Origin of the sequence: Gemella sp. oral taxon 928 (assembly GCF_001553915.1) — a bacterium.
In the GTDB taxonomy this organism is placed as follows: domain Bacteria; phylum Bacillota; class Bacilli; order Staphylococcales; family Gemellaceae; genus Gemella; species Gemella massiliensis.
This window is the reverse complement of sequence record NZ_CP014233.1, coordinates 1561788-1584656: the sequence shown is the minus strand read 5'-3', so window position 1 is coordinate 1584656 and position 22869 is coordinate 1561788. Positions and strand designations below refer to the sequence as shown.

General features: G+C 30.9%; 24 protein-coding genes and 1 riboswitch. Of the genes, 17 read left to right on the top strand and 7 right to left on the bottom strand.

Annotation, left to right across the window (positions count from 1 at the left end):
• Positions 1 to 63 precede the first annotated feature (63 nt).
• On the bottom strand, positions 64 to 213 hold the full coding sequence (rpmG, locus tag AXE85_RS07350; protein ID WP_003145675.1) for a 50S ribosomal protein L33: 150 nt from the start codon (positions 211 to 213) through the stop codon (positions 64 to 66).
• A 314-nt stretch (positions 214 to 527) separates the two neighbouring features.
• On the opposite strand from rpmG, the gene AXE85_RS07345 reads away from it, so the two are divergent.
• From AXE85_RS07345 to AXE85_RS08700, 10 genes are all read left to right on the top strand, one after another.
• Complete coding sequence (locus AXE85_RS07345; RefSeq protein WP_062174345.1) at positions 528 to 1292, top strand: undecaprenyl pyrophosphate synthase; 765 nt, start codon at positions 528 to 530, stop codon at positions 1290 to 1292.
• Positions 1282 to 2058, top strand: a complete 777-nt coding sequence (locus tag AXE85_RS07340) for a phosphatidate cytidylyltransferase (RefSeq protein ID WP_062174343.1) — start codon at positions 1282 to 1284, stop codon at positions 2056 to 2058. Before AXE85_RS07345 ends, AXE85_RS07340 begins: the two co-directional genes overlap by 11 nt.
• A gap of 20 nt (positions 2059 to 2078) precedes the next feature.
• Complete coding sequence (gene rseP, locus AXE85_RS07335) at positions 2079 to 3371, top strand: RIP metalloprotease RseP (RefSeq protein WP_062174341.1); 1293 nt, start codon at positions 2079 to 2081, stop codon at positions 3369 to 3371.
• Positions 3372 to 3564: 193 nt separating this feature from the next.
• The gene (gene gshAB / locus AXE85_RS07330; RefSeq protein WP_062174338.1) at positions 3565 to 5826 is read left to right on the top strand and encodes a bifunctional glutamate--cysteine ligase GshA/glutathione synthetase GshB; all 2262 of its coding nucleotides are present in this window, start codon (positions 3565 to 3567) and stop codon (positions 5824 to 5826) included.
• A gap of 563 nt (positions 5827 to 6389) precedes the next feature.
• Positions 6390 to 7370 carry a mannose/fructose/sorbose PTS transporter subunit IIA gene (locus AXE85_RS07325; RefSeq protein WP_062174336.1) on the top strand — a complete coding sequence of 327 codons (981 nt, stop codon included), beginning with the start codon at positions 6390 to 6392 and terminating at the stop codon, positions 7368 to 7370.
• Between the two features lie 31 nt (positions 7371 to 7401).
• On the top strand, positions 7402 to 8208 hold the full coding sequence (locus AXE85_RS07320) for a PTS mannose/fructose/sorbose transporter subunit IIC (protein WP_062174334.1): 807 nt from the start codon (positions 7402 to 7404) through the stop codon (positions 8206 to 8208).
• A gap of 15 nt (positions 8209 to 8223) precedes the next feature.
• Positions 8224 to 9144, top strand: coding sequence for a PTS system mannose/fructose/sorbose family transporter subunit IID (locus AXE85_RS07315; RefSeq protein WP_174222365.1), 921 nt, complete (start codon positions 8224 to 8226; stop codon positions 9142 to 9144).
• 161 nt (positions 9145 to 9305) lie between these two features.
• Positions 9306 to 9407: riboswitch (purine riboswitch) on the top strand.
• Positions 9408 to 9569: 162 nt separating this feature from the next.
• Positions 9570 to 10832 carry a nucleobase:cation symporter-2 family protein gene (locus AXE85_RS07310; protein ID WP_072520215.1) on the top strand — a complete coding sequence of 421 codons (1263 nt, stop codon included), beginning with the start codon at positions 9570 to 9572 and terminating at the stop codon, positions 10830 to 10832.
• Between the two features lie 87 nt (positions 10833 to 10919).
• On the top strand, positions 10920 to 11261 hold the full coding sequence (locus AXE85_RS08705; protein WP_062174330.1) for an MBL fold metallo-hydrolase: 342 nt from the start codon (positions 10920 to 10922) through the stop codon (positions 11259 to 11261).
• A gap of 20 nt (positions 11262 to 11281) precedes the next feature.
• Entirely contained in the window at positions 11282 to 11467 is a 186-nt protein-coding gene (locus tag AXE85_RS08700) for a hypothetical protein (protein ID WP_231723777.1), read from the top strand.
• A 184-nt stretch (positions 11468 to 11651) separates the two neighbouring features.
• On the opposite strand, the gene AXE85_RS07295 is transcribed toward AXE85_RS08700, so the two are convergent.
• Positions 11652 to 12593 carry a LysR family transcriptional regulator gene (locus tag AXE85_RS07295; RefSeq protein WP_156439987.1) on the bottom strand — a complete coding sequence of 314 codons (942 nt, stop codon included), beginning with the start codon at positions 12591 to 12593 and terminating at the stop codon, positions 11652 to 11654.
• 163 nt (positions 12594 to 12756) lie between these two features.
• Here AXE85_RS07295 and AXE85_RS07290 point away from each other — a divergent pair, with 163 nt between their 5' ends.
• The 6 genes from AXE85_RS07290 to AXE85_RS07265 all read left to right on the top strand — a co-directional run bounded on the left by AXE85_RS07290 (position 12757) and on the right by AXE85_RS07265 (position 17591).
• Entirely contained in the window at positions 12757 to 13413 is a 657-nt protein-coding gene (locus tag AXE85_RS07290) for an RraA family protein (protein WP_062174324.1), read from the top strand.
• A 14-nt stretch (positions 13414 to 13427) separates the two neighbouring features.
• Positions 13428 to 14624 (top strand): hypothetical protein, encoded by a 1197-nt coding sequence (locus tag AXE85_RS07285; RefSeq protein WP_062174322.1) that lies wholly within the window; start codon positions 13428 to 13430, stop codon positions 14622 to 14624.
• 7 nt (positions 14625 to 14631) lie between these two features.
• Positions 14632 to 15291 carry an RraA family protein gene (locus tag AXE85_RS07280; protein ID WP_062174320.1) on the top strand — a complete coding sequence of 220 codons (660 nt, stop codon included), beginning with the start codon at positions 14632 to 14634 and terminating at the stop codon, positions 15289 to 15291.
• A 325-nt stretch (positions 15292 to 15616) separates the two neighbouring features.
• Entirely contained in the window at positions 15617 to 16300 is a 684-nt protein-coding gene (locus AXE85_RS07275; RefSeq protein ID WP_062174318.1) for a YjjG family noncanonical pyrimidine nucleotidase, read from the top strand.
• 227 nt (positions 16301 to 16527) lie between these two features.
• Entirely contained in the window at positions 16528 to 17094 is a 567-nt protein-coding gene (locus AXE85_RS07270) for a GrpB family protein (RefSeq protein ID WP_062174316.1), read from the top strand.
• 26 nt (positions 17095 to 17120) lie between these two features.
• On the top strand, positions 17121 to 17591 hold the full coding sequence (locus AXE85_RS07265; protein ID WP_062174314.1) for a GNAT family N-acetyltransferase: 471 nt from the start codon (positions 17121 to 17123) through the stop codon (positions 17589 to 17591).
• A gap of 109 nt (positions 17592 to 17700) precedes the next feature.
• On the opposite strand, the gene AXE85_RS07260 is transcribed toward AXE85_RS07265, so the two are convergent.
• The 5 genes from AXE85_RS07260 to AXE85_RS07240 form a co-directional block, all read right to left on the bottom strand.
• Entirely contained in the window at positions 17701 to 18300 is a 600-nt protein-coding gene (locus tag AXE85_RS07260; protein WP_062174312.1) for a response regulator transcription factor, read from the bottom strand.
• Positions 18301 to 18319: 19 nt separating this feature from the next.
• The gene (locus tag AXE85_RS07255) at positions 18320 to 19411 is read right to left on the bottom strand and encodes a sensor histidine kinase (protein WP_062174310.1); all 1092 of its coding nucleotides are present in this window, start codon (positions 19409 to 19411) and stop codon (positions 18320 to 18322) included.
• A 122-nt stretch (positions 19412 to 19533) separates the two neighbouring features.
• Positions 19534 to 20274, bottom strand: coding sequence for an ABC transporter permease (locus AXE85_RS07250; RefSeq protein WP_062174308.1), 741 nt, complete (start codon positions 20272 to 20274; stop codon positions 19534 to 19536).
• Positions 20275 to 20286: 12 nt separating this feature from the next.
• Positions 20287 to 21174 (bottom strand): ABC transporter ATP-binding protein, encoded by an 888-nt coding sequence (locus AXE85_RS07245; RefSeq protein WP_062174306.1) that lies wholly within the window; start codon positions 21172 to 21174, stop codon positions 20287 to 20289.
• Between the two features lie 143 nt (positions 21175 to 21317).
• A complete protein-coding gene (locus AXE85_RS07240) occupies positions 21318 to 21905 on the bottom strand; it encodes an NAD(P)H-binding protein (protein ID WP_062174304.1) in 588 nt (195 codons plus the stop codon).
• Between the two features lie 109 nt (positions 21906 to 22014).
• Between AXE85_RS07240 and AXE85_RS07235 the strand changes: the two genes are divergently transcribed.
• The gene (locus AXE85_RS07235) at positions 22015 to 22857 is read left to right on the top strand and encodes a patatin-like phospholipase family protein (RefSeq protein WP_062174302.1); all 843 of its coding nucleotides are present in this window, start codon (positions 22015 to 22017) and stop codon (positions 22855 to 22857) included.
• Positions 22858 to 22869 lie beyond the last annotated feature (12 nt).

Here is a 22869-nt window from a genome sequence, read left to right as displayed (position 1 = left end):
TTGGGCATAGAGTATAAAACAAAAAGCCTTAAACGTTTATACTTTAAGGCTTTTCTAACTTTATTATTTAGTTTCTCTGTGTAAAGTCACTTTTTTTAATCTTGGACAGTATTTTTTAAGTTCAATACGATCCGGATTATTTCTTTTATTCTTTTTAGTAATGTAGTTTCTATCACCACATTCAGTACAAGCTAATGTTACATTTACGCGCATGAATATAACCTCCTATAAAATTTATCTTAACAACTTTTTCATACAACAGAAATTATTATACCACTACTTTAATCATTTTTCCAGCATAAAGTGTAATTTTTTAGAAAAACTTATCGTTTTATTTAAAATCATATTTGATTATTATAGTTATTAATTTATTTATATACCACTTTTAAAACAGTAAAACAAATTCTTTATTGTAATTTATAAATGTACAAACTTCATTTTTCAATATTAAGTTGTGATTATATCGTATTTAGTTTGTTGCTTAGTTGTATTTATGGTATAATATGTTGTGTTGCACAGGAGGTTATATGTTTGAATTTTTAAAGAAAAATAAACCTGAAATTAAAACAGAAAATGAAAAACTAAAAAAAATCCCAACACATGTTGCTATTATTATGGATGGAAATGGTCGTTGGGCTAAAAAAAGAAATATGCCACGTATCAAAGGGCATTATGAGGGTATGCAAACCGTAAAAAAAATTACTAAATATGCTTCAAAATTAGGAATAAAATATTTAACGTTATATGCGTTTTCTACGGAGAATTGGGCGAGGCCGAAAGAAGAAGTAAGTTATTTGATGGATCTACCGGAGAAAATGTTCAGTAGCTTTATGCCTGAATTAATGGAAAATAATGTTAAGATTAAAGTTATCGGTGTAGTTGAACAATTACCAGAAAATACTCAAAAAGCGGTGTTGAATGCTATTGAGCAGACAAAGGATAATACAGGACTGCATTTGATTTTTGCTTTAAATTACGGTTCTAAAGATGAAATAGTTTCGGCAGTAAAAAAAATAGCAAGTGATGTAAAAAATGAAAAGTGTGATATTAGTGATATTAATGCAGATATAATCAGTAATAATCTTTATACAAAAGGGACGCCGGATCCGGATTTATTAATAAGAACATCCGGGGAACAGCGTATTTCAAATTTTTTGTTATGGCAAATAGCGTATAGTGAATTTCTTTTTACCAAAGTTGCATGGCCGGATTTCACTGAAGCGGAGTTTTATAATGCACTATTGGTATATCAGAGTAGAGATAGACGATTTGGAGGTCTTAATGAAAACTAGAGTAAAAACGGCGATAGTTGCCTTAATTATTTTTGTACCATTATTATATCTGGGTAATTGGTATTTCAAATATACGACGTCAATACTTGGGATATTGGCTATGTATGAAATAAATAAAATGACATTTAAAAAAATAAACAATTCAGTATTATTAATTAGTGTGATAGCCGGAGCAATTATTTATACTAATTATCCCTTGCCGGCTGTTTATTTTTATAGTGTATTCTTTTTAATCGGCATAGCTTTTTTAATGACAGTAGTAATAAGTGGACATAAGATAAAACTCACTGAAATTGGTGTTATTATATTTCTAACTGCTTATGTTTTTGTTGGTTTTTATAGTCTATTTATGTTACGTGAGTTAGGCTTATCATATGTACTATATTTGTTGTTTACAATTTGGGTAACTGATAGTTTTGCTTATATAGGCGGAATGAAGTTCGGAAAAAATAAAATTTCACCAAATATTAGCCCGAATAAATCAATAGAAGGTTCTGTAATTGGTAGTCTATCATCAATTGTAGTAGCGTTATTATTTTACTTTATGACAACTATATTTACTAATATAGTTATGGCTGTTATAATCACATTGGTAATTAGCGCCATTGGACAGATAGGTGATTTAATAGAGTCAGCTTACAAACGTGAATGTGGTGTAAAAGATAGTAGTAATTTATTACCGGGGCATGGCGGAATTTTTGATCGTTTTGACTCCGTAATATTGGCAGCACCATGCTTAGCATTGTTGCTTAATTTAATAGCATAGTTTATAGAAGGGAGTATTAGATGCAAGGAATAATCGCATTTATATTAATATTTTTTGTTGTTGTAACAATACATGAGTTCGGTCATTTTATAGTTGCAAAACGTTCCGGTATTTTATGTCAAGAGTTTGCAATAGGAATGGGGCCGAAGATTTTCCATAAAAAAATAGGAGAAACAAACTTTACAATTCGTTTACTACCAATTGGCGGTTATGTTAAGATGCCCGATAATGTTTTTGATTTTAACAATGATGTATCACCATATGATTTAAAAAAAGGTATGCACGTTAGTTTAAAATTAGATAATAATGATAAAGTTGAGAAAATTATTCTTGATAAAACAAATGATGTTGACTTATTACCAATTGAATTAAACGATTTTGAATTAACTGAACAATTATTTATTGAAGGTTTTGTTGGGGAAGCTATTGAAAGATATAGTGTAAGAAAAGATGCTTGTGTAGTTTTTAATGGAATGGAAGAACAAATCGCACCCATTGAGCGTATGTTTTCATCACATTCATGGGGGAAAAAATTCTGGACACTATTTGCAGGCCCGTTAATGAACTTTGTTTTAGCACTGGCGATATTTTTAGGAATATCTTTGTATAGCGGCGTTCCAACTAACAGTACACGTCTGGGAGAATTAGCAACCAATTATCCCGCTGCTTCGGCAGGTTTAAAATCCGGTGATGTAGTTACTGAGGTTAATGGAGAAAAAGTATCAACATGGGCTGAAATGACAAGTAAAGTTATTGCTTCTAACGGTAGTGAATTAACACTAAAAGTAGTGTGTGACGGTCAAACACAAGAAATTAAAGTAACTCCGAAAGAAGATACAACGATAAAAAAAGGCAAAGAAGTAAAAACATACAAGTTAGGTATTAATCCTGCCTATGAGAGAGATTATCTAAGAGCTATCAAAAACGGCTTTTCTCAGACATTGTATTACGGAACGATGATTTTTACAGGTATTGTTAACTTATTTGTTTCAATATTTAGAGGGGGATTTAGTCTAAATCAACTAGGAGGGCCGGTGGCAATTTATGAAATGTCCAGCGCGGCTGCTCAGAGTGGGTTAATTACAACATTGCGTTGGACAGGAATACTAAGTGTAAACTTAGGACTTATGAATTTAATTCCGATACCGGTGTTGGATGGCGGTCGTATTGTTTTCGTTATTTACGAAGCAATATTTAAAAAACCGATTAATAAGAAGGCTCAATATTACATGACTGTTGCATTTGGTTTATTGTTAATGGCATTAATGTTGGCAGTTACATGGAATGATATTCAACGACTGTTTGGAAAATAAAGCAACTCCTCTTAGACAGTTGATTTTCAAAGTTAGATAAATATTTATACAAAGAATTTAGTTCTATACTGAACAGAACTAAATTCTTTTAGTTTTTTGTTATTACACAAAGTTTGGTACTAATTTCTATTATATTTTAGTTATTTGTGATAATATGGTAACTAATCAAATTACTTTATAAAGGATGAGTATTATGAATATTAGAAAAATTGTTAAAGAAAATAACCTTGAGGAATTGTTTAATGCTGTAAAAATTGGCATAGAAAAAGAAGGTCAACGAGTTCTGGAAAGTGGTGATATTTCTAAAACAGGTCATCCTAAAACATTCGGAATAAGACAAAAACATCCATATATTCAAACAGATTTTGCAGAATCTCAGATAGAGCTTATCACTTCACCTGAAAACTCTGAAAAAAATGTACTTCGTTATCTGGCGGCAATACATGAAGTTGTTTTAAAAAATCTTCCTAAAGATGAATTTATATGGCCGCTTAGTATTCCGGTAAAATTACCTAATGAAGAAGATATTAAGGTAGCGCAGTTTGAAGATAAATGGGATGTAGAATATAGAGAGTATTTAGTAAAAAAATACGGGAAATATAAACAAATGGTTTCGGGTATTCATTATAATTTTCAGTTATCTGATAATTTAATGAAGTCTATAGCTGATATTGAAAAAAAAGATATAGTAGATGTAAAAAATAATATTTATATGAAATTGGCTCGTCAATTTATTCGCTATCAGTGGCTACTTGTTTATTTATACGGTGCAAGTCCGTTAGTAGAGGATAAGTATTATTATAATAGTAATGATAAACCGAAAGATTATGTAAGAAGTATAAGAATGAGCCGTTTTGGTTATGTCAATGATGAAGATATTGTTGTATCTTATAACTCTTTAGAAGAGTATATTGATAATATAGTATCTTATGTAGAAACCGGAAAACTCATTGCAGAAAAAGAGTTCTACTCTAGCGTCCGTTTTAGAGGAGAAGATACTGTAAAAAAATTTTTAAATAACGGTATTAAGTATATAGAATTTAGACTATTCGACTTAAATCCGTATGCTCCTTTCGGAATTTTGGAAAAAGATATTCGTTTTATTCATTTATTTATTAAAACTTTAGTATGGTTAGATGAAAAAAATGCTGTTAAATCGGTAGAAATAGGAAAAGAGTACAGTGAGAAGATAGCTTTGGCGCACCCTTTGTCAAAACCTGAGTATTTAGAAGAAGGTTTGGAACTTTTGGATAATATGAAGGAAATGGTTAAAGAGCTAAAATTATCGGAAGCAGACTTAACTCTTATTGAAGAAAAAGAAAATGAATTAATAGATTCAACACTCACAATAGGCGGCAGATTGGTTAGAGATTATAAAAATACTTCACCGCTGGAGGTGGGAATGAAACTTGCAAAAAAATATAAAAAGCAAGCAACGGAAAATTATTATTCACTAAAGGCATTTGAAAATATGGAACTATCTACCCAAGCGTTAATAGAAGACGCAATAAGAAATGGAATTAAAGTTGATATTATTGATGAAAATGACCAATTTATACGTCTGGAGTGGAATAATCAGGTGGAGTATGTTAAAAACGGAAATATGACAAGTAGAGATAGTTATATTTCACCACTTATTATGGAAAATAAGATAGTTACGAAAAAAATTCTCGCTGAGCAAGGCTTTAGAGTACCTAAAGGGTATGAAGTATCAACTTTAGATGATGCTGTTATGGTATTTAATTATATAAAAAATAAACCTGTTGTCATTAAACCTAAAAGTACAAATTTTGGATTAGGAATTACCATTTTTAAGTATGGGATAAATGATATAGAAACCTATTCAGAAGCGATTAATTTAGCGCTAAAAGAAGATAAAGATGTAATAATTGAAGAATTTATCGAAGGAACGGAATATCGCTTTTTTGTAATCGAGGGTAAAACAAAGGCTGTTTTACTTAGAGTTCCGGCTAATGTTGTTGGTGATGGAGTTCATACAATAGAAGAGTTGGTAGAAATAAAAAATAACAGTTCATTACGTGGTGATGCCAAAAAAACACCTCTAAAAAAATTGGAGCTTGGCGAAATAGAACAGTTGCAATTAAAAGAGCAAGGGTTAACGATACATACAGTTTTGAAAAAAGGACAAGTAGCAAACTTAAGAGAAAATTCCAATATTAGTACCGGTGGTGATTCTATAGATATGACAGATGAAGTTCACAGCAGTTATAAAAAGTTAGCTGTAAAAATTTCGGATGCCATGTTAGCAAAAGTGTGTGGCGTGGATTTAATAATACCAGATATAAAATCGGAAGTAGATAACAATAATTATGGAGTGATAGAAGCAAACTTTAATCCTATGATGATGATGCATATTTATCCATATAAAGGTAAATCACGAAGATTATCACTTGATGTTTTGAGAATGCTTTTTCCGGATAAAAATATAATATAAAAATAGGGGTTTATCTAAAGTTAAAAATTTAATAGAATTTACTTATTAGCAGACAGATGCAGTAGTTCGTTAATTTTAAACTATTTAAAAAGTTTTTCAAAACTAACGAATTGTGTGGGAGCGACTTAATAAAATCAATTTCTAATGGAATTATGATTTTTGAGTTGCTCCTATTTCTATATTTTATATTATTATTGTTATGGGTATATATAAAGTAAAAATATATTTTTATCTACATATTGATGTAAAATATAAAAATAGTATATAGTGAAAAAATGAAAATAAAATTTTCTTAATGTATTTCTTATTTTAAATTTTGATAATTATAAACAAGATAATTTAGTTATTAACATGATGAAAAACAAATTATAACTAAGATTATTTAACATTTATAATGTAAAAATATTAATTAGTAAAAAAATAAACATTAGAAATCGTATTCAATGTTTGAAATGACTAAAATACAAACATTTACAAACGTTATGTAAAATGATATAATTTATGTTGTATACAAAGGTGTACACGTCATATTAAATTAATTTATAAATAAAGGAGGTACTAGGATGGTAGGAATTATCATCGCAAGTCACGGTGAATTTGCTGCTGGTATTAAGCAATCGGGAACTATGATTTTCGGAGAACAAGAAAAAGTAGAAACTGTTGTATTTATGCCAAACGAAGGCCCGGAAGACTTGCAAAGAAAACTTCAAGAAGCTACAAAAAAAGTAGATTCTGAAGAAATTCTTTTCCTTGTAGATTTATGGGGTGGAAGTCCATTTAATCAAGCGAATAAACTGTTTGAAGAAGCCCCGGAAAAAAGAGCTATCGTCGCAGGTCTTAACTTGCCAATGTTGATTGAAGCATATGCAAGTAGATTAACAATGACAACTGCACACGAGATAGCCAAAGCTATCGCTCCAACAGCGATTGACGGTGTGAAAGTTCGCCCTGAAGAACTTCAACCGAAACAAGAGCCGGTTAAACAACAATCGGTTGCACAAAGCACTATTCCGGAAGGGACGGTTTTGGGTGACGGCAAAATTAAATTTGTACTGGCACGTATTGATACACGTTTACTACACGGACAAGTAGCGACTAACTGGACAAAATCTACAAATCCTAACAGAATTATTATTGTATCAGATTCAGTATCAAAAGATGAATTGCGTAAAAAACTTATTGAGCAAGCAGCTCCTCCCGGAGTACGTGCTCACGTAATTCCATTAGATAAACTTGTTCAAGTGTATAATGATCCGCGTTTTGGAGATACTAAAGCGTTATTGTTATTTGAAACACCGCAAGACGCATTAACAGTTATTGAAAAAGGTGTAGAAATTCCTGAATTAAATATCGGTTCAATGGCACACTCTGTAGGAAAAGTTCAAATTAATAATGTTTTATCATTAGATCAAGATGATGTAGATGTCTATAAAAAACTTCGTGATTTAGGTGTCAAATTTGATGTTCGTAAAGTATTGAGCGATAGCCCGGTAGATTTATTCAAATTAATTGAAGCAAAATCAAACGAAGGTTTAAAATTATAATTTAATTATGTATTTATATTAGGAGGACACAATGGATTTTAATATTCTTTCAGTGATTTTAGTCCTTGTAGTTGCTTTTTTAGCAGGTATGGAAAGTATCTTAGATCAATTCCAATTCCATCAACCAATTATTGCATGTTCGCTAATCGGTTTGGCTACGGGACATTTAACAGAATGTATCATTTTAGGTGGTGCGTTACAATTACTAGCTTTGGGATGGGCAAATATCGGTGCAGCTGTTGCACCAGATGCAGCATTGGCATCAGTAGCATCAGCGATTATTTTTGTAAAAGCTGCTAATTTTTCTGCTGATGGACGTAACATTGCGATTGCAGCAGCTATCACATTAGCAACAGTAGGATTAGTATTAACAATGGCAGTTCGTACATTGGCGGTGGTAATAGTACACCGTGCTGATAGTGCGGCAGAAAACGGTAATTTTGCGGGAGTTCAATTCTGGCATTATGTAGCATTATGTATGCAAGGATTACGTGTAGCAATTCCGGCAGGTTTACTAATGTTTATTCCGTCAGAAGCGGTTAAAAGTGGTTTAGAGGCACTACCGGAATGGTTCTCAAAAGGTATGACTATCGGTGGTGGTATGGTAGTAGCAGTAGGTTTCGCTATGGTAATTAATCTAATGGCGACAAAAGAAGTATGGCCATTCTTCTTCTTAGGTTTTGCATTAGCACCGTTAAAAGAATTGACACTTATTGCGACAGGTATTATCGGATTATGTATCGCTATTGTTTACCTAAATCTTTCTAATAGAAAAGGTGGTGGCGGTGGATCTGCCTCATCAGGTGATCCATTAGGTGATATATTAAATGATTATTAGTAGGAGGAACGAATAATGGAGAGAAAAGTTACATTAAGTAAAAAAGATCGTCGTAGCGTTATGTTGCGTTCTCAGTTCCTTCAAGGATCATGGAACTATGAACGTATGCAAAATGGTGGTTGGGCATTCGCTCTAATCCCGGCACTTAAAAAATTATATCCGAATAAAGAAGATGCAACTCAAGCATTAAAACGTCATTTAGAATTTTTTAACACACACCCATATATTGCAGCACCTATCCTTGGGGTAACACTTGCTCTTGAGGAAGATCGTGCAAATGGTGCGGAAATTGATGATGCAGCTATCCAAGGTGTTAAGGTCGGAATGATGGGGCCGTTAGCCGGTATTGGAGATCCTGTATTTTGGTTTACAGTTCGACCAATTTTAGGAGCTATTGCAGCGTCACTAGCTTTAGGTGGTTCTATTTTAGGACCTTTGTTATTCTTTATCGCATGGAATGCTATACGTATAGGTTTCCTATGGTATACACAGGAATTTGGTTACAAAAAAGGTTCAGAAATTACTAGTGACCTTTCAGGCGGTATCTTACAAAAAGTTACAAAAGGTGCATCAATTCTTGGTATGTTCGTAATGGGTATTTTAGTTCAACGTTGGACTAATATCAGCTTCCCGTTAGTAGTATCAAAAGTACCGTTAGATGATAAGGCATTTATTCATTTCCCTGGAGAAAAAGAACATATTACAGGTGGTGTACTTCAAGATATTATTACAAAAGTGCAAAGTGGAGAATATTCTTTAACACCGGAAAAAGTAACAACATTGCAAGATAACTTAAACCAACTTATTCCGGGCTTTGCGGCATTACTATTAACATTCGTATGTATGTGGCTATTAAAACGTAAAGTAAGCCCAATCATAATAATCTTCGGATTGTTCGCATTAGGTATTTTAGCACATGTAGCCGGAGTAATGTAGAAATATTAAATATAGACCATTTATAATTAGAATTTCAAGTCTGATTATAAATGGTTTTATAAATTATAGCAGTCTATCATAAGAATAAATTAAAGATTTATAGGATATAAATTTTAAAAATATGACTGTTATCTCTTGCAAATAGTAAGAAAAATTGATATTATAACTAAATGTATATAGCACATATAAAGGCAAGAATACGGCTTGCAAGTTTCTACCATCTGACCTTAAATTAGATGACTATGGGCATTTTTTATATTATATTTTATTTAATAACTTTAAATTGAATATATTAAGAAACTAAAGAAAATTGCCTACTTTTATTTAAAGGGGCGATTTTTTATTTTAATATATTATTATTAAATTTTATAAAAAATTTTCATAAGGTATTATTTGTGTTACAAAAACTATAAGGAGATATTATTTTGAAAACATTTATTTTGAGTTTACAACACGTACTTGCTATGTATGCGGGAGCTGTTATTGTTCCCATTATTGTAGCAGCGGGGCTAGGACTTTCTTCTGAACAGACAACATATTTAGTTTCTGTTGATATATTTATGTGTGGAGTTGCAACTTTTCTACAAGTTTATAAAGGTAAATTTGTCGGTATTGGGTTACCGGTTGTTCTCGGTTGTACTTTTACAGCAGTAGCACCGATGATCTCTATTGGAAAAAATTTCGGGCTTGCTACAATGTATGGAGCAATTTTTATTTCAGGATTGGTTGTTGTTCTTATATCACCGTTTTTTGCTAAAGTGGCTAAGTTGTTTCCACCCGTAGTAACCGGTAGTGTAGTGACAATTATTGGAATTACTTTAGTTCCGGTAGCGATGAATTATATAGCCGGAGGGCAGGGATCAGCTGATTTTGGGAATCCTAAAAATATTCTATTGGCATTTGTAACATTGATTATTATTTTAATAATTTATAAATTTACAACAGGATTTATTCATTCAATAGCTATTTTATTAGGTCTTGTAATAGGGACAGTGTTGGCAAATTTTATGGGAATGGTAAGTTTTGCAGAAGTAGGTCAAGCCGGATGGTTTCAACATCCTACGCCGTTTAAATTTTCGGGATTTGAATTTAAGAGCAGTGCCATTTTAACCTTTGTTATTGTTGGAATAGTAAGCATGATAGAATCTACGGGGGTATATTATGCACTTGGAAATATTTGCGATAAAAAAATTGGAGAGCAAGATTTAAGAAGAGGATATTTAGCAGAAGGATTAGCAGTAATGTTAGGTTCAAGCGTCAACGCCTTTCCATATACTACATACTCTCAAAATGTCGGACTTGTTCAAATTTCCGGAGTAAAGAGCAAAAAAGTAATGTATGTTATGGTATTATTGTTACTAGTGTTTGGTTCAATACCGAAAATTGGGGCATTAGCAACCATAGTACCTCAGCCGGTTCTTGGTGGTGCGATGATTAGTATGTTTGGAATGGTACTCGCTTATGGGGTAAAAATGTTGGGGAGTACAGATTTTGCAAAGCAAGAAAATCTAATGATTATTGCCTGTTCGGTAGGATTAGGATTAGGAGTTACAACAGTACCGACAGCTTTTGCCAAACTACCGGAGTTTATAAGAGTATTTACGGATAGTGGAATAGTATTGGGAACGATTGTCGCAATTGTAATGAATTTAGTATTTAATAGAAAAAGTAAAGTTAAAAATAAATAGGAAAAATTTATAATTGAAGCAGGAATTATAAATTAATTATAGATTAGAAAAAGAAGTTTAGCTATTTTAAAAAAGTTATTTTTTGTATTGATAAATTTTATTTTAGGTTATAAAATATATTTAATAATTTACAGAGGTGGTAATAAAGCTATAAAAATACATATATTACATATCGGGAGAGTAATCGTTGATGAAGCATTGTCATTTTATAAAAAAGGAGAAAATAAAATAGCGTGGACGGGGATATTTCGCTCAAAAAAACAACAAATTTCTATTCTGGTTTCAATTTACTTGATAGAACACCCAAAAGGATTAATTCTAATTGATACAGGATGGCATATTAATAATAGAACACATCAAATAAAAAATTTGTTATTTCAATATCCGGTCATAGTAAGGGATTATGTGCAACAAAAGTTAAAAGTTTGAATGATGAACACTATGTATTATTGGCGTCGAATGCGGGTTATGCAGCACGTTCGTGGGAAGAAAACTTAACACCGGGTGTTGTCGAAAATAGAGAACAAGCACAAAAATCACTTGATTGGGTTAAAACTCATACAATAAATGAAAATTGTATTGAAGTATTAGCAAATCATGATGATAAAGTAGAACCGCATATTATACGGTTATAGAAGTATAATAGCACATAAAGATATTGCAAAATAACTAATTATTAATTATTTAACGAAAAGAGAATACTGTAAGTAAGATAATATTTTGAAGATAAAAAATAATATTGAAGATGAGATAGATTGGATAAAATTTATCTCATCTATTTTTTAATTTAAAATAATTTTTAAAAAAATCGTAGCTAATTTAATCGTTTAACATCCAATTTTCAAAAGAACAGATATTTTCATCATCAGAAATAAATGAAGTTAATTCTTGTTCAAACTCTTCAATCAGCTTTGAATTATTTACATTTGGATATGGGTTTCTAATAATATAGCAAATCCGAGGAGGCGGTGGGGTTGTTAATGTGAAAAAAGTCAGATTAGGATTAGAACGCATGGCGCCGTTGATTACGGACATTGGTGCAACTCCCCAACTGTCATCTTGAATGTATCGTTGAAGCATGGAACCGGTATTAATGCTTAAGGCAGGGTGGCAAGATGGGTTGAAATGAAGGTCGTGCCAACTTTTATAATCTAACCCCCAGTTCAGTAAAACTTCTTTTTCGGTAGGTAACTCACCACAGTCCATATCGTTATGATAAGGGCTGTTTTTGCTACAGATGAGATACATAAGTTCTCGATAAATAGGTTTACTAACAACATCAGGATAGTTAATTCTTGAAAAGACAAAACCTATGTCAGCAATGCGGTCTTCCACCAATGAATATATCTCAGAAGAATGGTGAGTTCTTATATTCAGACGAATATTTGGATGTGTGGACATGAATTTTTTAAAAAATGATACGAAAGTATAGTTGTTCACTGCATCCACACTGGCGATTGTTAAAGTTTGTATATTTTCAATATCTTTTAGATGTTGGGTGTCCTTCCAAAGAGAAGCCCATTGGCTTGCAATTGGAATGAATGAATGTCCATAATTTGTAAGTTCCACTCTCCTATGACCTTTGTTTCGTATTAAAAGTTGTACTCCTAATTCATTTTCAAGTTGTTGAAGTCTTGAAGAAACTGTTGATTGTGATACATACAAATACTTTGCAGCAGCTGAAATACTTCCGTAAGTAACAGTTGTTAAAAAAGTTTCTATTTGTTCATAAAACATTTTTATATTCTCCTTCGTTTTCACATTTATTTTCGTTTTATAAATAACGAATTTATTGATATTTTATATCAAAAATATCTGTTTTACAAGTAATATATTATATGATATATTAAAATCATAGAAAAACAAAACTCAGAATACAGTACTGAACCTTGAAAATTATTATTAAAACAAAGGAGTTACCATTATGGAACAAAAACAATTAATCGCAGCTATAAAAAAAGTGGATACAGCCAGTATTTCAGATGCAATGGATAAACTAGGGATTTCTTGTGGTTTACTAGGAATTCAAGCGGTTGCCGGTGGGAATAAAATCTGTGGAGAAGCATTTACGGTTCATTATATCCCCTGTGGACTAGAAAAAGGCAATGTAGGAGATTTTATTGATGATGTAGAACCTGGGCAGGTTGTGGTCATTGATAATGGCGAACGAACTTATTGCACAGTATGGGGAGATATTATGACCTATACAGCAAAAACAAAGGGAATTGAAGGAACGGTGATTGATGGTGTCTGTCGTGATGTTGACGGTATCAAAGAATTAGATTATGGAGTTTATACAAAGGGTAAATATATGGTTACAGGAAAGGAACGTGTAACGGTCGATGCGGTGAATATTCCGATTGCTATTTCCGGAGTTCAAGTTCGCCCGGGGGATATTATTCTTGGAGATGATTCGGGTGTATTAGTAATTCCAAAAGAACGAGCAGAAGAAGTTCTTGTAATTGCTAAACATATTGAAGAAGTAGAACAAAAGATTATTGCTGAAGTAAAAAATGGTAGTACTTTGAAAGTAGCACGTGAAAGATTCGGCTATCATAATCTACAATCTAAGAATAAATAAAAGGAGGGATTTTTATGGTAGCAACATCTCGTAAAAAAACGGCAGCAATTCTTTCGCTTTCTGCCATCATGTACACTGCATATGTTGGTCCGGGCTTTGCTTCAGGAACACAGACGGTTTCTTATTTTAACAATAAAGGATGGATTGGTATTTTTCTCGGCCCAGCATTAGCAGGTTTGTTATGCTTTGTTTTTAGTATTCTTCTCTTTGAAGTTAATCGAATTTATCAACCGGTGTCTTATAGAGATGCCTATAACACTATTTATCGACCTAAAAGATTGCAACTTTTTTTCGGAACTTTTAAAGAAATTCAGGTTATTTCAGTTGTTCTGATTGCCTTATCAGCACAAATTTCCACAACAGCAATTCTGTTAAATCAGATATTTGGCGTGCCAAGAATTATTGGAACTATTGGTTTTTGTATTCTAGTGTTGCTGTTTGCACTCTTAGGGGCTGGAGTTCTTCGTAAGATGGGAGCTATCTTTGGAATTGCCGTATTATTAGTTTGTGCAGGAGTAGCAATTATCTGTCTTAAAAATGCTATCCCTCTTGCTAATAATTATTTGGAAGAACATATTTCCTATACATCTTATGGGTTTTCAGCATCGCAAGCCTGGTTTTCGATGTTGACTATTGTTGTCTTTTTCATGAATGGTTATGATGCCTGTGTACCGGCATCACGAGGTGTTCTAAAAACGAGAAAAGATATTATCTTACAATCTACTGTAACTGCAGTGCTATGTGCAGGTTCTACTATGATTTTTACATATATCTTTTCTGCAGGAATGCCGGATATTATGAAAGAAGACATTCCAACACTTTGGGCAATTGACACACTTTCAAACTCCGGAAATTTTTCTAAAATTTTATATGCTATATTTGCCATTGGTGCTATGGTTTCAAGCTCGGTTGCCTTTATATTTACAGTTTGTAATCGTTTTGAGCCATTGCTTGCAAAGAAATGGAAAAACAGTAGTATTTCAGTACGAAAATTTTTAATTGCTATAATTTTTGTATTGATTTGTACATTTGGATCAAGCCTAGGTTTGATTAATATTATTAAATACGGTTATGGTGGATTTACAATGATAGTAGGACCTGTTATGTTGATACCATTAATCGTGAGCGTTCCATATAGACTATGGAAAGATAAAAAAGATGGAATTCTTGATGAAAATTACACATTGATTACAAAAACTTCAGAAAGGTAGGGAAAGTATGAATTTAACAGAGGAAGTAAGACAAAAATTATTAAAATTACCAACAGGAAATATTGCAGATAATAATAATTTAGTTCCCAATCAAGGAGTTATGGATACAGCGATTAAACCTGTAGATTTTAGAATGAAGATGGTTGGCAGAGCTTTTACGGCCAGATGTTTTCCAGGAGATAATTTAGCACTTCATCAGGCAATTTATGCCTCAAAACCGGGAGATGTTTTGATATTAGACCTTCATGGATATGTCAATGCAGGTCATTTTGGAGATATTATGGCAACAGCGTGCAAACTCCATGGGCTTGCCGGGATTGTTATTGATGGTAGCTGTCGAGATGCTGAAGATATAAAAAAACTTGGGTTTCCTGTCTTTTCAAGAGGATTTAACCCATCAGGTACGGTAAAAGAAAGTCTAGCTCAGTTGGATATACCGGTTCACTGTGGAGGTATTCAGATCAATCCAGGAGATATTATAGTTGGTGATTGTGACGGTGTTGTCGTCATTCCTAAAGAATATGAAGATAAAGTATTTGAAAAAGCTTTGGCTAAATTCGATCATGAGGTGGAAGTTATTAGGAAGTTGAAACAAGGAAAAACAACTTTGGAAATATATGGATTTGATAAAATTATTAAAGAAAAAAGTATCTTAAAGACTTTATAGTAAAAATTTGAGAAGAAATATTTTTCTCAGAGGTAAGTTCTTTGAAATTTTATTTTAGTAGAAAAAAACTCATCATAAATTTTTAAGAGGAACTTTGGTATATTTTGATTAATTAGGTAGTTGTTAATGGGGTCAAAGTAACAGTTTATTTTAAAATGGAAATGGTGACAAGGGTTTAAACTTAATAAAAACTAAGCAATCATTCAAAACACGAGTGATTGCTTTTTTACTTATATAATATATAATAATTGAGGTATTACACCTAAAAAGGAAAATAGCAAAATTTATGTTATAATAAAAATAATATAATAGAGGAGAACTGGTGATGAATTTAACGCAGTATAAGTATTTATTATTTGATTTAGATGATACATTATTAGATTTTAAAAAAGCGGAAAGAAGAGCATTTAAAAAATTATTGTTAAACCATAATATAGAATATAGTGATGATTTATTTGAAAAATATATTACAATAAATAAATCATTGTGGAGAAAACTTGAATTAGGAGAGCTTAGCAGTAAAGATGTAACTAAGGGGAGGTTTAAACGTTTTTTTAGTTTATTAAATAAAGAAGTTAATGATGAGAAGTATGATAAGGAGTATAGAATTTATCTGGCAGAAGGTAACCAAGTATTTAAAGGAGTACCGGAACTTTTAAAAAAATTAGCACAAACTCATAAACTTTATATCGCTACTAACGGCGTAGCGGCAACTCAACGCACCCGATTTAAAAATAATAAACTAGATGAATATTTTGATTATATATTTATTTCAGAAGAATTAGGGTATAAAAAACCTGATAAAGAATTTTTTGAAAAAGTATTTGAAATAATTGGAAGTAAAAATAAAAGTGAAGTATTGATGATAGGAGATAATCTGGTATCTGACATACTAGGTGGGAATAATTTTGGAATAGATACCTGTTGGATAAACGCAGAAGATATAGAGAACATCACAAATATAATTCCGACTTATAAAATAAGAAGTGTAATGGAGTTAATAAGATAAAAATTATTATTAAAAAATATAATTCAACAGAAAATATGAAAGGTACTTGATTGTACTCCTAATGATGTGTTTAGTTTTGATGATGATTATGAAAAGGAAGAAGATGAGCAAAATTAAGTTAAAAGACGAAAGTGCATTGAATGGACTTTATAATGAAATAAATATTATAGTTGCTTATTCAGGTAATTATATCGTGAGGATATAAATTAGAATTGTAGAGGTTAGGCATGAATAAAAAATTGGAAGAAATGAGTTTAAAAGAACTTTGGCAACTGTTTCCGATATTTCTAGTTGAACATAATAAAGAGTGGATAAAATGGTATGAAGAAGAAAGAAAATTGATATTATCAGCAGTGCCGAGTAAAAGTATAAAAAGAATATCTCATATCGGTAGCACAGCTATATTAGGAATATTGTCAAAAAATATTGTGGATATATTGGTTGAAGTAAACGACAAGGCGGATTTAGATTTTGTTAAAAATATTCTCATAAATAATAGTTGGCTTTGTATGAATATGACTGAAACCCGCATTACATTAAATAAAGGGTACACAGAACAAGGATTTGCAGAAAAAGTATTCCATCTTCATATTAGACTTGTTGGAGATAATGATGAACTGTATTTTAGAGATTATTTGAATGAGCATAAGGAAATAGGCAAAGAATATGAAATTTTAAAACTGTCACTTTGGAAAGAATTTGAACATGATAGGGATGGATATACCAAGGCAAAAACAGATTTTATAAAAAAATATACAAATTTAGCAAAAAGTTTATATGGAAAAAGATACTAACCAAATTAGAAGTTGTGGAGGCGTAAATGGATATAAAAATAAAAGAAGTTGTAGATAAACCGGAAAAGGAAGCAGTATCGAGAGAAGTATTATATGACCTTCCGGAATGGTTCGGCATGCCGGAAAGCACGGAAGATTATATTCGTGATTCACAGGACAAGCCTTTTCTCGCTTGTTATATGAATGATAAGCCCGTTGGTTTTGTTGTATTAAACGCAACCAGCAAGGATTGTGCAGATATTTTTGTAATGGGCATAAAAAAGAAATTCCATCGAATGGGTATCGGATCGGTACTTAATGAAGCATACGAAACTATGGCAAGGAAGTTGGGTTACACATACTCACAGGTAAAAACGGTACAGATGGGACATTACAAAGAATATGATATTACCAATAATTTTTATATAGCGATGGGATATAAAGAATTGGAATGTTTTCCGACTTTATGGGACGAATGGAATCCGTGTCAAATATATATTAAATATCTTGGAGTGTAACAAATCGGCCCTATGTCAAATACGGGGCATGAGAAAATAAGAAAAAAAAGCTAAGCAGTACAAAGTTGCTTAGCTTTTCTCTTTTTCGGCTTTGACAGTTGATATTATTTTAAATCCATCCCTCTTCAGTTGCCTTTTTTACAGCTTCCGTTCTATTTTTACAATTTAGTTTTGCTAAGATATTAGAAATATAATTTCTGGTAGTACCCTCCGATAAAAATAAATTGGTAGCAATTTCCTTATTTGATAAACCTTCTTTAATGTTTTTTAATAAAATAATTTCTTGATTTGATAATGGGTTATGATTTGAAAAAATATTTTCCATAAGTTCAGGAGAGTACTCTTTTTTACCTATTAGAACATTATGGATAGTTTGCATAAGTTCTTCTATAGAGCGATCTTTAAGAACATAGGCATCAACATTATTTTTAACGGCACGTTCAAAATAACCGCTACGTTTGAAGGTGGTTACTATAATAACTTTGGTGGGAATATTATTTTTTTTAATCCATTCCAACACGTCCAAACCTGTCATTTTCGGCATTTCAATATCTAAAATTGCAACATCAATATTGTTATTTTTTAAGTAGCTTAAAGCCTCTTTTCCGTCACCAGCTTGAACAACATTTTCTATGTCTTCTTCCATTAATAATAATTTTGTCATGGCATCTCTTAACATACTCTGATCTTCAGCAATAAGCAATTTCATAAAAAATCCCCCTATTATTTTATAATTTTTTCGGTATAATTACTTGAATTTTTGTTGGATTATTTTTTGATATAATCGTAATAGTTCCATTTACTATTTTAATTCTTTCATAAATAGATTTTAGTTCATTTCCGGTTATTTCTTTAAAACCGACTCCATTATCTGTTGAAATAATGGTTATATCATTTTGTTTTTCATTAAGAATTAATGAGCAGTTGTCAGCATTGCTATGTTTAATAATATTATTTATCAACTCTTTTAAAATCATAGTAGTGGTAGTAGTGGTCCAACTGCTAAGTTCTTTGGTATAAATATTATTTTCTATTTTACATTTAATCTCTGCCAACGAAGTAATATCTTCAATAATTTTTAATTCTTCGTTTATTGTTCGATATTTTAGATTGTTAATAATAGAACGAGTTTCGTGCATAGATTTCGTACTGATTTCTATAATTTCACGAAGTTCATTTTGTGCTTCTTCTAATTTATTTTTTATTAAAAGTTTTTCTGCAAGTTCGGCTTTAAGTTTTAGCATAACAAAAACATGGCCTATACTATCATGTAAATCACGACTTATTCTATTTCTTTCATTTTCTGCTAATAAAATATTAATATGTTCGTTGTGTTTTCTATGTTCTTCCTTAAGTTTTTTATCAAAATATGCTTTGCGTTGGAAAATAAAAGTGGCTAAGCATAAAACGTAAAAACAAGACATAATAAATTTTTCAGGAATGCGGTAGTTCCCAAAAAGAATAGCTATTATTAAAAAGTTCAATATAGTAAAGAAGCTCGTAATTCTATATGAACGAAATGAAATATCTTTAAAATGCCAGACTATCAGATTACTAAGATAAAATGAAAATAGCATATTCATAGGATGAATCCAAATTGTCATGTAGATAATATAACAGGATAGATAAAACCAAAGAATAAAACTAATATACTTGTTATTAGCATAAATCATGGAGATATAACAAATTATAGCTGGTAATGTAAGCAATAACGTATATTTTGGATAACTTCCATCTAATACATATGTAATAGGAAAGGCGAAAAATATTAACGAAATATAAAAAGGGAAATTAGCCAATTTTTTAATTAAGTTTTTCATAGAAAACTCCTTCTACTATATTTTGATGTTGATAAAGTGAATTTAAAAAACTTTATTTACATTTTAGCATAAAATATAAAGTGTGTGAATAAACTAGATAATTATTCACACACTTTAAACAATTATTTAATTTCCATTTTTCTTTTAATAACTAAAGTAAGAATAATAAAACCAACGCCATAGGTTAAGAGAATGCCAAGGGAATTAAAAGAAAAGGTACCTTCTTTTATATATTTATTGACAAAGTTTAATAAATGATAGGTTGGAGTTACTTTTGAAATATTTTGTAACCATTCCGGGAAAAGATAGGTAGGCCACCATAAACCGCCTAGCATTGCTAAACCTAAATATAAAATATTAGACAAAAGACTTAATTTTTCCGTAGATTGAATTAAACTAAGAATAAGACCTATTCCTAAGAAAGTTGTACTACCTATAACCATTAAAATTCCTGCCATTATCCACTCTTTAGCACTCATATTGACATCACGTAAGAAATGACCGACCGTAAAGACAACAATAACTGCTATGATAAAAGTTACTAAAAGACGGGTAAAACGAGCAAAATAGTATTCAACTAATTTAATTGGAGCATTATCAATAATACTTAGGTAACTATTGGTTTCATCTTCTCTAATAGATAGCGGTAAAGAAAATAAAGCGAAACTGATACTGCTAAATGCTGTCATAGAAATAAGCATATCTTTAATGACACGAGTTTGAACACTCGGATCATCGAATTGTTGCATTCCCGAAAACAGTATAAAGAATATAACCGGAAATCCAAGACCCATTGTGAAATTTGATATGTTTCGTTTAGTAAGAATAAATTCCATTTTTAATAATGTTAAAAAATTTTTCATAATAATAACTCCTTAATTTTCTTTAGTAGTAGTAAAAATACTATCTAACAAAGTTCTATTTTGTACTTCCAAATCTTTAAAAGTACAACCGTTTCTTTCTAATAATTTCCAGATGTTATCTGCATCTTTAGTAAGGAAACTGAAACTATCCAGTTTAACTTCTAGACTGTATATATTTTCACAATTTTTTAATAAGTCAAAATATTTAACAGGAAGGGTAAATAGTTTTTCCACATCTTCAGCGCGCATGGCGTGCGGTGTGGTATCACGTATTAGTTCTCCTTTATGAAGAACCAGTATTCTGTCTGCTGTATGTTCGACTTCTTCAATGTAATGGGAAGAGTAGATAATCGTTGCTCCTTGCTTTTTTAAGTCATTAACGATTTCCCAAAAACGAACACGTGTAGAAGTATCCATACCGGCTGTCGGTTCGTCTAGGAAAATTATTTTAGGTTTTCCGATTAAAGTTAATACAAAAGACAATAATCTTCTTTGCCCTCCAGATAATTTTGATGCGAGATTTTCTTTTTGGTTATCATCAAAGCAAAGAATTTTATCTATTTCTTCGATATTAAGATGTTCAGGATAAATACTTTGAACAAAGTTAATTAATTCTTTTACTTTTAATTTATTGGGAATTTTATTCTCTTGTCTTAGCGCATTAACATATCTTTTTAATTCCAAATTTGTAGGCTTTAGACCGTTAATTGTAATATTACCTGAATTGATAAATTTATTACCCAAAAGACAATTCATTAATGTGGTTTTACCCGCTCCGTTAGGTCCTATCAATGCTAGGTAATCACCTTCATAAACATCAAATGAAATATTTTTTAGAATATTATTAGATTTAATGGTTTTAGTTATATTTTTTACTGAAATAATTTTTTTATTATCCATTTTTATTACCTCTTGTTATTTTGTAGTTACATTATATCATAGAAAAAATATAATTTTTCAGTAGGAGAAGTCATATAAAAATATGACAAATGTAATATATCAATAGCTTAACTTTAAAATGTATGCCAAATTTTTATTAATAATCAATTTTTTAAGTTATCTAACGTCAAAAAAGTACAATTTAATTCCAGATTAGAAACGATTTTTCTAGCAATAGTTTCTACAGGGAGAGGATAAACATTTTTGAAGAATTTAATTCCTAAAGTTGAAAAAATTTTGATAGGTATGACATTTAGATAAGAAGATAATCGGTTTTTCCCATACATTAAACCGGGTTTTACGATAAGGTAATCCAATCCTGAATTAATAATAAGTTTTTCTGCTTCCAGTTTACTGTTTAAATAACTTTTAAATCCACCTTGAGCAGATATAAAAACTAATTTTTTAATATTGGATTTTTCACAAAGTTCAATAGATTTTTTAACACTTAATGTATTTATTTTGCTATACTGATTTTTATTTTTTATAGTACCTATAAGATGAATAGCAATATCAAAATTATAGTTTTTGAGATTAAGGGTATTGATGGAAAAAATATTGGCACATATCCAAGGAAGTTGAGTGTTATTTGCGGTACGTGAGAGATAAGAAACAAAATGATCATGTTTTATTAACTCATAACTTAGGGATTTTCCGACAAAACCGCTACCACCGATTAAAAGTATATTCATAAGCAAATACCTCGTGAAAATATTAATTATATTTCAAGTTCATTTTATAAAATAGTAACATAGTAGAAGATAAAAGTAAAAGATTGTGAAAGGTATGGAGGTTGTAGTTATGAAAATAGGATTAGTTTTAGAAGGTGGAGGTATGAGAGGTCTTTACACTGCAGGGGTGTTAGATGTATTTTTAGAGAGTAATATAAAAGTAACTGATGTTATTGGTGTTTCAGCAGGAACGTTGTTCGGTGTCAATTTTGTTTCAAAGCAAAAAGGACGAGCGTGGAGATATAATAAAAAATATGTTAATGATAAAAGATATATGAGTGTATTAAGCCTGCTGAAAACCGGAAATTTGATAAATAAAGATTTTACCTACTATAGAATTCCGTTTCAATTAGATGAATTTGATAATAGAGTTTTTAAAAATTCAGAAATTAATTTTTTTGCAACAGTTACCAATATAGAAACAGGAGAAGCGGAATATATTAAAATCACAGATGTTTTTAAACAAATGGAAATATTAAGGGCTACATCTGCATTACCATTTATTTCGGAGATAATAGAAGAAAATGGGAAAAAATATTTAGACGGAGGGATAGCTGACAGTATTCCGGTAGAATTTTTTAAAAAACAAAACTTTGATAAAATAATAGTTATTTTAACAAGATCAATAGATTATCGTAAGAAACAGAGTAACGGTTTATTGCACAGGTTGTTTTACGGTAAGTATCCAAGATTGGTAGATAAACTAGAAAATAGATATAAAAATTATAATAATACTGTAGAGAAGATAATAGAACTGGAAAAAAACAATGAAATATTTGTCATAAGACCGAGTGAAGCCATTACAATAAAGAGATTGGAAAAAGATATAGATAAACTTCAACATATTTATGAACTGGGTAAAAAAGACGGTCATGATATAATTAAAAAATTGAAAGAATATCTGGCAGAATAAATAGTATACTGC

What these genes read in the sequence shown, in the direction of transcription:
- rpmG (WP_003145675.1), bottom strand. Translation starts at nt 213, where the DNA reads ATGCGCGTAAATGTAACATTAGCTTGTACTGAATGTGGTGATAGAAAC.
- AXE85_RS07345 (WP_062174345.1), top strand. Translation starts at nt 528, where the DNA reads ATGTTTGAATTTTTAAAGAAAAATAAACCTGAAATTAAAACAGAAAAT.
- AXE85_RS07340 (WP_062174343.1), top strand. Translation starts at nt 1,282, where the DNA reads ATGAAAACTAGAGTAAAAACGGCGATAGTTGCCTTAATTATTTTTGTA.
- rseP (WP_062174341.1), top strand. Translation starts at nt 2,079, where the DNA reads ATGCAAGGAATAATCGCATTTATATTAATATTTTTTGTTGTTGTAACA.
- gshAB (WP_062174338.1), top strand. Translation starts at nt 3,565, where the DNA reads ATGAATATTAGAAAAATTGTTAAAGAAAATAACCTTGAGGAATTGTTT.
- AXE85_RS07325 (WP_062174336.1), top strand. Translation starts at nt 6,390, where the DNA reads ATGGTAGGAATTATCATCGCAAGTCACGGTGAATTTGCTGCTGGTATT.
- AXE85_RS07320 (WP_062174334.1), top strand. Translation starts at nt 7,402, where the DNA reads ATGGATTTTAATATTCTTTCAGTGATTTTAGTCCTTGTAGTTGCTTTT.
- AXE85_RS07315 (WP_174222365.1), top strand. Translation starts at nt 8,224, where the DNA reads ATGGAGAGAAAAGTTACATTAAGTAAAAAAGATCGTCGTAGCGTTATG.
- AXE85_RS07290 (WP_062174324.1), top strand. Translation starts at nt 12,757, where the DNA reads ATGGAACAAAAACAATTAATCGCAGCTATAAAAAAAGTGGATACAGCC.
- AXE85_RS07285 (WP_062174322.1), top strand. Translation starts at nt 13,428, where the DNA reads ATGGTAGCAACATCTCGTAAAAAAACGGCAGCAATTCTTTCGCTTTCT.
- AXE85_RS07280 (WP_062174320.1), top strand. Translation starts at nt 14,632, where the DNA reads ATGAATTTAACAGAGGAAGTAAGACAAAAATTATTAAAATTACCAACA.
- AXE85_RS07275 (WP_062174318.1), top strand. Translation starts at nt 15,617, where the DNA reads ATGAATTTAACGCAGTATAAGTATTTATTATTTGATTTAGATGATACA.
- AXE85_RS07270 (WP_062174316.1), top strand. Translation starts at nt 16,528, where the DNA reads ATGAATAAAAAATTGGAAGAAATGAGTTTAAAAGAACTTTGGCAACTG.
- AXE85_RS07265 (WP_062174314.1), top strand. Translation starts at nt 17,121, where the DNA reads ATGGATATAAAAATAAAAGAAGTTGTAGATAAACCGGAAAAGGAAGCA.
- AXE85_RS07260 (WP_062174312.1), bottom strand. Translation starts at nt 18,300, where the DNA reads ATGAAATTGCTTATTGCTGAAGATCAGAGTATGTTAAGAGATGCCATG.
- AXE85_RS07255 (WP_062174310.1), bottom strand. Translation starts at nt 19,411, where the DNA reads ATGAAAAACTTAATTAAAAAATTGGCTAATTTCCCTTTTTATATTTCG.
- AXE85_RS07250 (WP_062174308.1), bottom strand. Translation starts at nt 20,274, where the DNA reads ATGAAAAATTTTTTAACATTATTAAAAATGGAATTTATTCTTACTAAA.
- AXE85_RS07245 (WP_062174306.1), bottom strand. Translation starts at nt 21,174, where the DNA reads ATGGATAATAAAAAAATTATTTCAGTAAAAAATATAACTAAAACCATT.
- AXE85_RS07240 (WP_062174304.1), bottom strand. Translation starts at nt 21,905, where the DNA reads ATGAATATACTTTTAATCGGTGGTAGCGGTTTTGTCGGAAAATCCCTA.
- AXE85_RS07235 (WP_062174302.1), top strand. Translation starts at nt 22,015, where the DNA reads ATGAAAATAGGATTAGTTTTAGAAGGTGGAGGTATGAGAGGTCTTTAC.